The sequence below is a fragment of the Parasphingorhabdus sp. genome (assembly GCF_059726685.1).
In genome coordinates, this window is the sequence record NZ_AP041068.1 from 3,178,810 (window position 1) to 3,192,786 (window position 13,977).

A 13,977-nucleotide genomic window follows, 5' to 3' on the forward strand; every position below is an offset into this window, starting at 1 on the left:
GGGTCTTGATCCGCCCAGATGTCAGCCTGACACCGGTGCCCCAAACAGATCGTGGGCGTCGGCGTCTTCGATCTCGACATCTATAATATCACCAACCGCAACCTCAGCGCTGACGTTGCGCAGGAAGACATTGCCGTCAATTTCCGGGGCATCAGCCTGTGACCGGGCGGTTGCACCAATGTCGCCATCTTCATCCGGATCACCGATTTCATCGATGATGACGGGCAGCGTGCGGCCCACTTTGGCTTGCAGTCGCGCGGCGCTGATCGCAGCGGTTTTTTCCATCAGGCGCTGATAGCGCTCTTCCTTCACTTCTTCCGGCACAGCGCCGTCGAGCGCGTTGGCCGCGGCACCCTCCACCGGTTCAAAGCGGAAACCGCCGACCCGGTCGAGCTGCGCTTCTTCCAGCCAGTCGAGCAGATATTGAAAATCCTCTTCCGTTTCCCCGGGAAAGCCGACCACGAATGTGGAGCGGATCGTGAGGTCCGGGCAGATATCGCGCCAGTTTTTCACCCGCTGCAAGACTTTCGCCTCGTTGGCCGGGCGCTTCATGCGTTTCAGCACATTGGGCGCGGCATGCTGGAACGGTATGTCGAGATAGGGCGTCATCTTGCCCTCGGCCATCAGCGGGATGACCTTATCCACATGCGGATAGGGATAGACATAATGCAGCCGGGTCCAAACGCCGAGTTCACCCAGCGCCACCGCCAAATCGGTCATATGCGCGCGCACTTCGCGGCCCTGCCCTATCGGGCCATTCCAGATTTGCGGCTTGTGCCGGATATCGACGCCATAAGCCGAGGTGTCCTGGCTGATGACCAGCAATTCTTTGGTCCCGTTGGCGACAAGCTTTTCCGCTTCACGCAGGATCGCATCGGGACGCCGCGAGACCAGGTCGCCGCGCAGCGACGGGATGATGCAAAAGGAACAGCGATGGTTGCAGCCTTCGGAAATCTTCAAATAGCTATAATGGCGCGGTGTCAGTTTCAGGCCGGCATCGGGGACCAGATCAACAAACGCGCCGCGTGCCGCCGGAGCCGCCGCATGCACCGCCGTAACGACATCCTCATATTGATGCGCGCCGGTTACCGCTAGCACTTCGGGGAAGCGCGCACGGATCGCATCGGCTTCATTGCCCATGCAGCCAGTGACGATCACCCGGCCATTTTCAGCCATGGCCTCACCAATGGCTTCCAGCGACTCTTCCTTCGCGCTGTCGAGAAATCCGCAGGTATTGACCAGCACCACATCTGCGCCGGAATAATCCGGTGACATCTGATAGCCGTCAGAGCGCAGCTGCGTCAGAATGCGTTCGCTATCGACCAGCGCCTTGGGACAGCCAAGGGACACCATGCCGACTTTGGGCGGAGAGGGAATTGCGGTTGCCATGATGGCAGCGCCCTTACCTGCTATTTTCCGATGAGTCACGCCTCCAATGGCCCGGTACCTTGGTCCAACCTGCCGTTAGCTGGTTTTTTCGGCGATTTCGGTGTAAAAACAATCTGTTCATAAAATCAGGGAGGATGGAATGAATATTTTCGATGTAAACTGGATCGCTGTGGTCGTTGCAGCCTTGGCAGGCTTTCTGGTCGGAGGCATCTGGTATGGGCCGATCATGGGCAAGAAATGGATGGGCGCGGTCGGCTTGACCGAAGAAGAAATAAAGGAAGGTAATATGGGCGCCATCTATGGCGGCGCCTTTGCTTTCAGCCTGGTCGCCTCATGGACTTTGGCGCATACGTTCGCGACCTATGGCACGGACTTTTCCTTTACCATAAAAGTGCTGACCGCCTTTGGCGTTGCACTGGGCTTCATCGTTCCAGCCATCGGCACCAACTATCTGTTCTCGCAGAAGAGCAAGACCCTGTTCTTCATTGATGCTGGCTATTGGCTGCTTTTCTAAACAGCCATGGGCGTTGTTCACGCCTTGCTCGGATAGGCCCTAGACCGTTTCGCTGGAGCGCCGACTGACGCTTTCATACAGATCGTCACCGTCGCTCCAGTCGGTTACCTTCCCGGAGAACAGAAATTCCGGCGGCACCACTTCGGGGCTTTCACCCGGACCGGTCGGCGGCGTGTAATAACCAAGCGCATAGCTGCCCATGCAATAGCCGAGCAGGTCCCGCAGCGCCGGATCGAAATCCTTGGCAATATGCGGCGGACAAGAGAGATACTGGTTCTCTTCCTGCCGCAACCAGCCTAGCGCATAGGTAATGTTCAATCCCATCCGGTCATGATCGGCGTTATTTGCGCCGCCGCTATGGATGACTGACCCCGAATAGACGAGGACGGACCCCGCTTTCATCTCGGCATATTGAATTTCATCCGGCCCAGCTTCGCGCCCCGCTTCCCAGTTGTTCGAACCGGGCACAACCTGCGTCGCACCATTTTCCTGCGTAAAATCAGTCACTGCCCAGATGGTATTAAACTGCGGTTCGATACTGTCCTGCAGAAAGCCGCCCCAGGCCAGCCGGTCGCGGTGGAGCGGTTGTTTGACCTGTCCCGGCTGGATGCGGATCAACTGCGTCAGGTGAAGCTGCACCCGCTCACAAAAGGGTTTCAGAAAGGCATTGGCACCGCCCAAAATCAGGTCATCCATGACAAGATCGCGGCACGCCTCGGACCGCGCAACCAGCGCGCCGGTGCGCGTCGTCTTGCGTCCGGTGAAATCATCCCGGCCGGGCTCGGTCGCCTCAACATAAGGCATGATTTCCGATTTCAGTTTCTCCAACGCGGCTCCGTCAAGCACATCTTCGACAATCGCCGCCCCATCATCGCGCAAGACCTGCGCCAGCTTGTCCGGATCGGTGGTTGCAGATAGGTGTTGTAATGACGGCATATGTTCTCTCCTGCGCCGGAGGATATGCCGAAATTTGTCCGGTTACAAGGTGTGGCCGGTCAGGCTCGTCCGGCAAGCGTGTCCGCAATAATCCGCCACACTTTCGGATTGAAGCCAAGACCAAAATGTCCGCCATCGACTCTGATATTGCGCGCCTGCGGATTATAGATATCCTTGGCGATATCCGGTCCAACAATTCCGTCGCGATTGGAGTAGAGTACCGTCAATGGCTGGCTGAACCCGATACTATTGCGCGCATGCACTTCTTTTTCGAAATTATCGAGATTGATTTGCGCGGATTTCGCATAACGTTGCCCCGGTGTCGTATATTTCGGCCCGCCAATGATCGGAGCACCCATTGTGATCACTTCACGAACCAGATCGGGTGAGAGCCGCGCAACCTCGCGTGCGATAATCCCGCCGAGTGACCAGCCGATTAGCGTCAATGGCTGCCGGTCATTGCTGTTATATTGTGCTTCCGCAATAGCGGTAAACCGGTCGATATCGCGATTAACCGACCCCTGGTTCCTGCCCAATCCCCAGTCAGAGACATTATAGTCCAGACCGGTCAAGAAGGCTTTTAAAGGTCCCATAGATAATTCGCTGCCACCATAGCCCGGTATCAGGAAGATCGGACGTCCGTCACCTTTGGGAGCTGTTACAATGCGCGGCCATTGCAAACCAAAGCGCACAAAGTCGAGCGGCAGCGCCAGTTCACTAAATTGTGCCAGCCGGTTCGGTGGACGCAGGCCAGTCGGCATCGGTATCGCATCGGCCTGTGTCATTATATTTCTCCCGGAGAACGCCAGCTATCAGTATCTCTGCATAGCATGTTTGTTCGCAGGTGCAACATGGACAGGCTATTCGGCTTTTGCTTCTTCCCCGGCAGCCCGGCTCCCAGAACCACCATTCCCAGCGCCATTACCTGGCATAATCTCGACAATGATATCGCCGGCCTCAAGCTTCTTGGCTTCTTCTTCCCAAAATCCGTACATGTTGTTGTCACGGTAGATACGGACGCCGAGCCCCTCTTTCACAATATCTTTCATCGCCATCCCCACCTCATCTTCATCAACCGGCCGCTGGACCAGTTTGACCCGGCCGGTGGCGGACGCCAGATCGCTGAGATAGTCGGATATTTTTGCGCCTTCACAGCTGCCTGCCAGCAGCAATCCGGCAAAGCTCACCGGATTAATCACGGTCGTTGCGCCTGCCTGCCGTGCGAGAAGTTCATTATCTGCAGCCCGGACCGATACGCTGATCGGCAGATGATAGGCGAGATGGCGTGCGGTTAGTACAATCAGGATGCTGGTATCGTCACGCCCCGCCGAAACGATCATAGATCGCGCGCGGGAAATCTTGACGTTCATCAACGTCACATCCCGCGTCGCATCGCCATTAATCACCGCACAGCCCAGTTTCTCGGCCTGTGCCAGCGCTTCGTCAAACGGATCGACGACAACGATTTCCGCCGGATTGGTGCCGCGGGCGATCAGTTCCTGCACCGCTTCCTTGCCGCTGGTTCCGAAACCGGCGATCACGATATGATCGTGCAAATTATTCTGGATGATTTTCATGCGCCAATTGTCCCAGGTTCTTTTGAATACAAAATTATAGGCCGTGCCGACAAATATAAGCACAACGAAGATGCGAATGGGAGTCACGACCAGGGCGTCAAACATACGCGCCCGCTCTGTCACCGGGGCGATATCCCCATAGCCAGTCGTCGTGATTGAGATCATCGTGAAATAGACGACATCAAGAAAGCTGACATCGCCATCGTAGCTGTCTTGCAGGCCATTACGGTCAAACCAGTGGACCGCCACAGCCATCGCGATGAGCCCCAATACAAATGCGACGCGCCAGGCAATATCGAGCCAGACCGGCAGGCTCGACTGGCGCCGCAGCGTCAAATAGTCGGAGATGTTACGGGAATAGCGCCGGGCCATAGAGTCATCAGGTCCGCTTCGGCAGATGGGAGACGGGGTTTACCGGCTTTCGATCTTTACGGATTTCAAAATGCAATTGCGGTTCCTGTACATAGCCGCTGTCTCCAGCCAGACCGATGATATCACCAGCCTTGATCTTTTGTCCACGCGTAACATTTAATTTGTCCGCATGGCCATAAGCTGTGACCCAGCCACCACCATGGTTGAGCAGGATCAGGCCGCCAAAAACGCCTATTTCATTACCGCTATAGGCAACCACCCCGTCTGCCGATGCTCTTATGGGCGTTCCCTTGGCCACGCCGATATTCAGACCGTCATTGACCTTACCACCCCCCTTGCTGCCAAAGCTGGAGAGCAGCTTGCCTTCCACCGGCCAGTTGAACCGGCCAGAAAACGCATTTGGCGTGATGATTGCAGCCGGTTTTTTTGTCGCTGTTTTCGCCGGTTTTTCCTTTTGCGCAATTGCTTTGCGCCAATCAGATGGCTCATCCGCGGTCGTCGCGCTGGCCAGCGCCGGTTGACTGCCGGTTACGATATCATCGATATCCAGATCAAAGGCCGCCGCCCGCTGTTCAATCGTCATGCGCTGCGGGTCCATCGGTGTGGCTGCTGGCAGCAATAGCCTTTGCCCCACCCGCAGGATAAACGGCTCTTCCAAACCGTTGAGCGCCACCACATCCCGCCACGGAACGCCATAGGCTCGGGCAATGGCAATCCCGGTCTCACCGCCACTCACGCCGTGATAACGGCCGCCGGTGATTTGCAATTTCTGACCCGGCCTGATGATATAAGGCGCGGTCAAATTGTTGGTTGCTGCAATAAGCTCAGAACTTGCGCCTGTACGATTGGCTATGCCGCGAAGTGTGTCACCGGGTTTCACTATATATGTGCTGTCTTCAACTTTCACCGCATTGGGGGTCACAGCCTGCGCGGTCCAGGTTGGCGGCGGCGCTTCATCCGGGCTCTGGCTGAAAACCGAAGCATCCGTTTGTAATATCGGTTCAGAACCATCTGCTGCCCGGTTCTGCGGCCAGCCATAATCGCGGCCCGGCGGAATGCAGGCCGATACGGAAAATACCAGAAAAAGGAATAGAATCTTACGCATAGAACGCCCCCGTTCACTCGCTCTCACCCCTATGAGAGGGTCCTTTCTAGCATTAATTCCGTTGGTGACCAGCCCTGCTGACTACAACAATTGTAAAACAGTCTGTTTCTGAGCCGGGGCAAGCGGCGACTGGGGATTTAGGAGATTGCTAGTTGAACGCTTTTGGCGTCGGGCAATCCGGCAGCTGCGATCAGATAGGGCGAGACACGGCGGCGGGTACACAGGCCCCCGAAACCGTCATTTATCAATCGTTGTTCAAATTCGACGCCCATTTGGTTGTCGTTCGTTCTCCGCACAGTGGCAACCGCCAATTGTCCATCCCCCAGATCAACAACCAGTTTGGTGCGCTCAGGTAAACAGATCAAACCTTCGATCAAGGCTCCGCTCTTGGATAGATTGCGGACAACTGCAGCTTCATAGCTGTCACCAAAGATAATCCTTACCTTGCGGAAAATGCTCATCCTGTCGTCGCGTTGCAGAGCCGGCCCTTCAGGCTCTATCTTCCATTCTCCAGACCCAAAATGCCCCAGCACTTCTTCCTGGACGATAGGTTTGCTGTAGATATATCCCTGTATTTGGCTGACATTAAGGCTCTTTATCCATGCAAGCTCGTCATGGGCTTCAATTCCCTCGGCGGTCGTGTCCATTTTTAGCGCGTCTGCGAGCGCAACAATGGCCGCAATGATAGCACCGTTGCGAGAACCTGGTTTATTGGAGCCTCTTACAAAACTCTGATCAATCTTGATCTTGTCGAACGGCGCATTCTGCAAATAGCTGAGTGACGAATAACCCGTGCCAAAGTCATCCAGTGCCAATCGAACGCCCAATCGCTTCAGGCTGGCGAACATCTCCTCTGTTTCGGCGGTTTCCTCGAGAAATACGCTCTCGGTAATCTCCAGCTCCAGGCGGTCTGGATGCAGGCCAGAAGATTTCAACGCCTGCTCCACAATTTTGGGCAGGCTTGGATCGGCGAACTGAATGGGGGATACATTAACGGCCACCCGCACTTTGCCTGGCCAGAGCATTGCATCCTGACATGCTCGCTGGATAGCCCATGTACCGAGCTCCAGCACGAGTTTCGTTTCTTCAGCAATCGGCACGAAAATACCCGGCGATATTGAGCCTCGCTCGTGATGATTCCACCGCATCAAAGCCTCAAAGCATGACACCTTGTCTGTTTTGGACTTGACCAAGGGTTGATAGTGCAGTTCGATTTCATTTCTGTTCAATGCATCCCGGAGATCGTCCTCCAGAATTTTTCGCTCGTTAACGGCTTCCAGAAGCTTTTCTGAAAAGAAGCTGAATCGCCCACGACCAGCTCCTTTTGCAGCATAAAGCGACATGTCAGCGCTTCTGATCAGGTCTTCAGGTACACGGCCATCAAAGGGGCTTATGGCAATTCCAACAGACGCGCCAATTACACAGCGGCTACCCTCTACCGTATAGGGTTGGGACAGGCTGGAGATAATCGCATCGGCAAGGTCACTTAGTTCACCCCGGTCATCCCAATCGGGAAGTAGCACCTGAAACTCGTCGCCGCCGACCCGTGCCACTTCCCCTCGGCCAGAAAGCAGTCTCATCAGCCGATCTGCCACATTCTTCAGAAGGGTATCTCCTGCCGGATGACCTAGTGTATCGTTGATCAGCTTGAACCGGTCGAGATCGATCTGCAACAATGCACAAGCGCGTTTCTGCTGTTTGAAGGCCGATAATGTCGAATCCAGTTTTTTGGACATCAGGGCGCGATTTGAAAGACCTGTCAGCGAATCATAATGTGCCAGCCTGCTTTCTTCCTGTTTGGCACAAATCCGTTCTGTGACATCCTTGCCAATGCCAACGAAACCGTCAAACTCTCCATCCCGGTCAAATTGGGGTATTCCTGTCAGATCCCACCAGATATCTTCTTCCACATCTGCGGTCTTGAATGGAATATCGGCGAACTTTCTGTGCTTGGTCAGGATGAAGCGAAGTGAGCGATTCTGCTCTGCATCATTCTCGCTGGTCTCAAACAGGTCGGCAAAGCTTGACCCGACCAACTCGCTTATGTCTTTGCCTACTGCCTTAGCCGTATTGACAGAGATGTATATCAATCTGCCGCTGCGATCGGTGGACCAGAACCAGCCCAGATTGGCTGTCTCGAAGCAATCGACCAGCCTTTTTGCCTCTTCGGCGTCGATGGCCTGGGTTTCACGCTGCTCATTTTGATGGCTTTTGCGAAAGCTTTGACCAATACGCGAGAACAGGCTCTCTGCCTGGCCTGCATCAAGACCTTTTGCCTGTGACATGTCGAATTGGTTATGTTTATGTTTCATTACGTTGATCAGATGACTCACTTGTTTCAACGATAACGATAACTGATAAATTTTCCTTAAACGCCTTTAAACCATCAAAAACTGCCTCATTTCCTCATCCACCTCACCCTCTTTCCTACAATGTACCAAATAGGTTATCTTGTCTGTTTCTCTAAAGCAAAGGAACATGACCATGATACAGCAACCTTCACGCGATAGTTTCACCGACATCCCTGCCGCCGATGATCTGGCGCAGCCCCGGGCGCGCCATGATGGCTGGTCGCCGGAGCGGCAGGTGGTGTTTCTCGAGGCGCTGGCGCGGACCGGTAATGTCCGGGCAGCAGCGCGCTATGCGGGACTGTCTCGGGAAAGCGCTTACAAGCTCAGGCGGCGGCCTGATGCACGGGCCTTTGCCCGGGCGTGGGATGCCGCGATTATCCATGCGCGCGATATCTTTCAGGATGAGCTGATGGATAAGGGGCTGAATGGCTGGCGCGAAGCGGTCTGGCATCAGGGCGAGGAAGTGGGGACAAGGGAACGCTGGAGCGCGCCATTGTTTCTGGCAGCGCTATCCCGGCTCGACAAGATGGCGGACGGGTTGGACCTTGCCGGCAAACCGGCGCGGGTAGCGGCAGAGAAGTTTGATGATCTGCTGGAGGGCATAGGTAAGGGCGATGATTGTGCAGAGCTGGTCGACGAGATTGACGGGGCGGGCCGGACGGGAGAGCAGCCGCATGCCTCCCTTTCCAATGCGCAGCTGATGAATGCCCTGCAGCTGCAACAGGGGCGCCAGCGGATACAGGCGATGGCGCCGGAGGATATTGATGTTTCTGATCTGGATCTGGCAGACTGTGAGCAGTGGGGCGAGCTTGACTGGGAGCGGGCTGATCGCAGCGGATTTCTGGAACGTAGCGGATTTTATCAGCAGGAGGAGGGTGAAGCTGAAGCGGTGTGATTTGTGTGAACTTTGGAAGATTCTTTTTAGAACCTCAGGCGCTGGGCGGCGACATGCGTCGCCTTGGCTATCGCGCCATAAGGCGCGGCGGACGCCATTTGATTTTGGCGCCCTTGCCTCCGCTTCGCGTCGGTCCGGTGCCAATCTTGAGAGCATCGTCCGAGCGCAGCGAGGCAAGCGCGACCGCGCGCCCGAGCTTATGCGAGGAAAGCCAAGCGGGCGGATGCCCGCGCCCGGCGCTTGAGGTCTAATAAAGACTCATCTCACCTAATTATCGTAAAGCTTGCCCAGAGCATCCATCGATTCATAATGGGTGAGATCAAGATGCAGCGGCGTGATCGAGACATAGCCGTCCTCAATCGCTTCCAGATCGGTGCTGTGCGCAGGCGTTTCTACCATCGGGCCGAGGCCGAACCAGTGATATTCAAAGCCGCGCGGGTCGCGGTTGCTGACGATTTGTAGGCGGCCATAGTCGCGGATGCCTTGCGATACCACGCGGATGCCCTTCACTTCGCTGGCGGGCAGCGCCGGGAAGTTGATATTGACCAGCGTGCGATGATCCATGCTCTGCTTGATCAGCGGCCGCAGCACACGCTCGCCCCATTGCAGTGCGGCTTCGAAAGGCACATCATCGCCCATGTCGCCGCGCGCATAGCTTTGGCTGAGCGCGATCGAGGGAATACCGGCAAGCGCGCCTTCCATCGCGGCGGATACAGTGCCGGAATAGGTCACGTCTTCGCCCAGATTGGCCCCGCGATTGACGCCGGAGAGGATCAGGTCCGGCGGACCGTCCTTCATGATCTTTGCGACCGCCATCATCACGCTGTCAGTGGGCGTGCCATCGACTGAATATTGTTGGTCGCCGCGCTTGCGGATGCGCAAGGGGCGGGTCAGAGTAAGCGAATGGCCCGCACCGCTATTCTCGTCTGATGGCGCAACGATCCAGATATCGTTCGAAAAATGCTGCGCAATGTCGAGCAAGACTTTCATGCCCGGGGCATCAAATCCGTCGTCATTGGTCAGCAATATGCGCATCAGCTTGCAGGCTCCAGTTTTTCGATACCACCCATATAAGGCTTTAACGCGTCCGGAATTATGACACTACCGTCTTCCTGTTGATAATTTTCAACAACCGCGACCAAAGTCCGACCAACCGCAAGGCCAGAGCCGTTGAGCGTATGGACAAATTGCGTGCCCTTTGTTTCGCCTTCGGCCCGGAAACGGGCGTTCATTCGGCGCGCCTGATAATCGCCGCAGGTCGAGATACTTGAAATCTCGCGATAGGTGTCCTGGCCTGGTAACCAGACTTCCAGATCATAGGTCTTGCGCGCGGTTGCCCCCATATCGCCGGTGCAGAGCAGCATTTTGCGATAGGGTAGTTCGAGTGTTTTCAATATCGACTCCGCCGCTTCGGTCATCCGCAGATGTTCGGCATCACTATGATCGGGATGGACAATCGCGACCATTTCGACTTTTTCAAACTGATGCTGGCGGATCAGCCCTTTGGTATCCTTACCAGCCGAGCCTGCCTCGCTACGGAAACAGGGGGTCAGGGCGGTCAACCGGATCGGCAATTGGGCTTCGTTCAAAATCTGTCCGCGCACGCTGTTGGTCAGGCTCACTTCCGCAGTGGGGATCAGCCAGCGGCCATCGGTGGTCTGGAACGAATCTTCGGAAAATTTGGGCAGCTGACCGGTGCCAAACATGGCCTCATCACGCACCAGCACCGGTGGCGCGCATTCCTGAAAGCCGTTTTCCATGGTCTGCTGATCGAGCATATATTGCCCGATCGCACGTTGCAGCCGGGCCATTTGACCACGCAAAAACGCAAAGCGCGCACCCGACATTTCAGCGGCCGTTTCAAAGTCCAGGCCCAGCGCTACGCCAACATCACTATGTTCGCGCGGCTTGAAATCAAAGCTGCGCGGTGTGCCCCAGCGGTCGACCTCGACATTATCATCTTCATCCGCGCCTTCGGGCACATCGGCTGCGGGAAGGTTGGGCAGTACAGTCAGAGCATCGCGCAATTTACCGGAAACCTCGCGCCCCTGCTCTTCCAGCGCGGGCAGGCTCGCCTTCAATTCGGACACCTCGGCCATCAAAGCCTGTGCGGTTTCCTCATCGCCCTGCCCTTTTGCTTTGCCGATGGCCTTGGACGCTTCGTTGCGCCGCGCCTGGCCTTCCTGAAGCCTGGTCGCAATGCTGCGATTTTCTTCATCCAGCGCCAAAATAGTCGCTGCAACGGGTTCGACACCGCGCCGCGCCAAAGCGGCATCAAAATCAGCCGCGTTTTCTCTGATGGTTTTTAGATCATGCATGGAAAAAGCCTATGCCGAGACAGTGGCGCCGGTTCAAGTGCAGAGCGCGGCCCAGCCAACAAAAAAGCGGCCGGATCGCTCCAGCCGCCTTGTGAATTCAGTTTTTCGGCCTGCCGATTAAGCGGCGGCCTTTTTGGCTTTGCGGCTGCGCGCAAACAGGGCAGCTGCCGCCGCGCCGAAGAGCAGCACCACTGGCGGGGCAGGAACCGGAGTTCCGCCGGTGGAACCACCGGTTGAGCCGCCGCTGCTGGCACCAGATGAGGTGCTGGAGCTGGACGAACTGCTCGAAGAGGAACTCGAACTGCTGGACGAGCCGCTGCTGCCAAAGCTGGATGATCCGCCTGTCGCACCAGAGGACGTCGAACTTGACGATCCGGATGATCCACTGCTGCCCGAAGAACCGGAGCTGCCACCCGAACCACCACTGCTGGAAGAACTCGAACTGCTTGACGAACTACTACTCGAACTACTCGAACTGCTACCTGATGACCCGCTGCTGCCGGATGATCCTGAACTTCCGGACGAGCCCGAACTACCCGAAGAACCGGTGCTGCCCGTGCTGGTATTTCCGCTGCTGGTCGACGTGCCGGGATGGCCGCTGGATGTCATGCCGCTGCTGGTCATACCGCTTGAGGTATTACCACTCGAACTGGAGCTGCTGGATGAGCTGCTCGACGACGAGCTGGAGCTACTGGAAGAGCTGGATGAGCTGCTGCCACCGGTCGAGGTGCTTACACCGCCAGTCGATGTGCTGACGCCGCCTGTTGATGTACTGACACCGCCGGTTGACGTGCTCACGCCGCCTGTCGAAGTGCTGATGCTGCCCGACGACGTACTGGTCGAGCCTCCGGTAGAAGTACTGGAAAAGCCACCTGTTGATGTACTGGTGGAACCGCCGGTGCTGGAGAACCCGCCTGTTGACGTGCTGGTGGAACCGCCACTGGTCGAGCTTCCGCCCGAAGACGTACTGGTCGAGCCGCCACTGCTGGTCGAAGAGATAACGACGGAACCGCCGCCCGAGCTACCACCAAAGAAGCCGCCGAAGAAACCGCCACCAAAACCACCGCCGAAGCCGCCGCTGCTGCCGCCGATCACGACAGGGACAGAACCGCCGCCGCTTTCAAGCACGGGAATTTCCGGCAATGGAGCAGGAATATAGGGCGGAGGAGGTAGTGGAATGGGCTGCGGTGCCTGGGCAATAGTTACCACGGTTGGCTTGCAAGCCGTCACTGTCTTGGTAACCGTTCGCCGGGTGCGTTTAACCTTGCGCGCAGACTGGCCACGCTTCAGAACGCGGGCGCGCACCTTCTTTTTCTTGTCGACCTTCTTGATATAAGGTGCTGTCGGCGCTTCCGATACATGCACCGCGCCGCCGCCAATCAAAGCACCGCCGCATGTACATGCACATAATTTTGCTAAAGCCATTCTTACCGACATAGTCTTCACTCTCTTCCGCTTTGGAACCGATGGGCAGTCAGGCAACGATATGCTTGCCGCTCTGTAGATTCCGATATCAATCAAAAGCGCAGAAGAAAGGAGTGATCACAATTGCGTTAACCTTGTTTCCGCTGCAAAAACTGGAAAAATCCCTATCAGAATCTCTCTAGGAACAGTTAATGTCCCGAATTGATACCATTTGCGGAGAATATCTTTCGCTGGGCTCAGAAAAAGCCATAAACTTTGGTGATTTACCAATGATGCCGAGTCGCGAAATCTTTGCGATCAGGGTCGTTATTCGGACGATTTCAGAGACCATTTGCGGCATAACCGGATAAATTGCACTGCTACGACAGATTGCACCTTGTCTAAGGCGAAAGCCGAGTTTATAGGCCCGCCTCATAGCCTGTCGTACGCTGGCCCATCAGGCTGGTGATAGTTGTTGGAGAGTATATTTGGCGTCCTCAGCGAAAAATTCATCCGCTTCAAATAGTGGCAAAAAAGGCGATATCGTGCTGGACGATGATTATCGGCCCAGTCCCGACGAAGAGTTCATGAACGAGCGGCAGCTAGCCTATTTCAAGCGTGCTTTGGAACAGTGGAAGCATGACATAATTGAAGAATCGAAGGAAACTCTCGCTCATTTGCAGGACGGTCCGATCCAGGAAGCCGATCTCAATGATCGCGCGTCAAGTGAAACCGATTGGGGCCTGGAACTGCGAACACGCGACCGTCAACGCAAGCTGACGTCCAAAATTGATGCGGCACTGCGCCGGATCGAAGAAGGTGAATATGGTTATTGCCAGGTTACCGGCGAGCCGATTTCACTGGAACGGCTGGAAGCCCGGCCAATCGCGACCATGAGTGTCGAGGCCCAGGAAGCGCATGAACGCAACGAGAAAATCTCTCGCGATCAATAGCTTACTGGCGTTCTAATCACCAAAATCGCATTATGATACCGTTACTGGCTCAACAGCGTTAACGCGCTGGTCCAAGACACTTGCCGGTCAGAAACCCGTTGTTTCTTTTTGGGATCACATTTCATTTGATCGCCGACCAGAACATTAACCAATCTTCCACCTT

12 protein-coding genes are annotated in these 13,977 nt (G+C 55.8%); 4 read left to right on the forward strand and 8 right to left on the reverse strand.

Features of this window, described 5'->3' with window-relative positions; translation table 11 throughout:
* Positions 1-21 precede the first annotated feature (21 nt).
* On the reverse strand, positions 22-1,389 hold the full coding sequence (rimO, locus tag AC6I9Z_RS15645) for a 30S ribosomal protein S12 methylthiotransferase RimO (RefSeq protein ID WP_461456956.1): 1,368 nt from the start codon (positions 1,387-1,389) through the stop codon (positions 22-24).
* 139 nt (positions 1,390-1,528) lie between these two features.
* Between rimO and AC6I9Z_RS15650 the strand changes: the two genes are divergently transcribed.
* Positions 1,529-1,903: a DUF1761 domain-containing protein gene (locus AC6I9Z_RS15650; RefSeq protein WP_461456848.1), complete on the forward strand. Its 375-nt coding sequence runs from the start codon at positions 1,529-1,531 to the stop codon at positions 1,901-1,903.
* 39 nt (positions 1,904-1,942) lie between these two features.
* Here AC6I9Z_RS15650 and AC6I9Z_RS15655 read toward each other — a convergent pair whose 3' ends face one another.
* From AC6I9Z_RS15655 to AC6I9Z_RS15675, 5 genes are all read right to left on the reverse strand, one after another.
* Positions 1,943-2,839 carry a phytanoyl-CoA dioxygenase family protein gene (locus AC6I9Z_RS15655; protein WP_461456850.1) on the reverse strand — a complete coding sequence of 299 codons (897 nt, stop codon included), beginning with the start codon at positions 2,837-2,839 and terminating at the stop codon, positions 1,943-1,945.
* A gap of 59 nt (positions 2,840-2,898) precedes the next feature.
* The gene (locus AC6I9Z_RS15660; protein ID WP_461456852.1) at positions 2,899-3,624 is read right to left on the reverse strand and encodes an esterase/lipase family protein; all 726 of its coding nucleotides are present in this window, start codon (positions 3,622-3,624) and stop codon (positions 2,899-2,901) included.
* 75 nt (positions 3,625-3,699) lie between these two features.
* The gene (locus AC6I9Z_RS15665; protein WP_461456853.1) at positions 3,700-4,788 is read right to left on the reverse strand and encodes a potassium channel family protein; all 1,089 of its coding nucleotides are present in this window, start codon (positions 4,786-4,788) and stop codon (positions 3,700-3,702) included.
* Positions 4,789-4,795: 7 nt separating this feature from the next.
* On the reverse strand, positions 4,796-5,893 hold the full coding sequence (locus AC6I9Z_RS15670) for a peptidoglycan DD-metalloendopeptidase family protein (RefSeq protein ID WP_461456854.1): 1,098 nt from the start codon (positions 5,891-5,893) through the stop codon (positions 4,796-4,798).
* A gap of 137 nt (positions 5,894-6,030) precedes the next feature.
* A complete protein-coding gene (locus AC6I9Z_RS15675; protein WP_461456856.1) occupies positions 6,031-8,205 on the reverse strand; it encodes a putative bifunctional diguanylate cyclase/phosphodiesterase in 2,175 nt (724 codons plus the stop codon).
* 172 nt (positions 8,206-8,377) lie between these two features.
* On the opposite strand from AC6I9Z_RS15675, the gene AC6I9Z_RS15680 reads away from it, so the two are divergent.
* The gene (locus AC6I9Z_RS15680) at positions 8,378-9,139 is read left to right on the forward strand and encodes a hypothetical protein (protein ID WP_497811039.1); all 762 of its coding nucleotides are present in this window, start codon (positions 8,378-8,380) and stop codon (positions 9,137-9,139) included.
* A gap of 267 nt (positions 9,140-9,406) precedes the next feature.
* On the opposite strand, the gene surE is transcribed toward AC6I9Z_RS15680, so the two are convergent.
* Entirely contained in the window at positions 9,407-10,174 is a 768-nt protein-coding gene (gene surE / locus AC6I9Z_RS15685) for a 5'/3'-nucleotidase SurE (RefSeq protein ID WP_461459009.1), read from the reverse strand.
* Entirely contained in the window at positions 10,174-11,457 is a 1,284-nt protein-coding gene (gene serS, locus AC6I9Z_RS15690) for a serine--tRNA ligase (protein ID WP_461459011.1), read from the reverse strand. The genes surE and serS overlap by 1 nt, the downstream gene beginning before the upstream one ends.
* A gap of 133 nt (positions 11,458-11,590) precedes the next feature.
* On the opposite strand from serS, the gene AC6I9Z_RS15695 reads away from it, so the two are divergent.
* Both AC6I9Z_RS15695 and dksA read left to right on the forward strand, forming a co-directional pair.
* Positions 11,591-12,616, forward strand: coding sequence for a hypothetical protein (locus AC6I9Z_RS15695; protein WP_461459013.1), 1,026 nt, complete (start codon positions 11,591-11,593; stop codon positions 12,614-12,616).
* Positions 12,617-13,403: 787 nt separating this feature from the next.
* Positions 13,404-13,814 carry an RNA polymerase-binding protein DksA gene (gene dksA, locus AC6I9Z_RS15700; protein WP_254054326.1) on the forward strand — a complete coding sequence of 137 codons (411 nt, stop codon included), beginning with the start codon at positions 13,404-13,406 and terminating at the stop codon, positions 13,812-13,814.
* Positions 13,815-13,977: the final 163 nt, after the last annotated feature.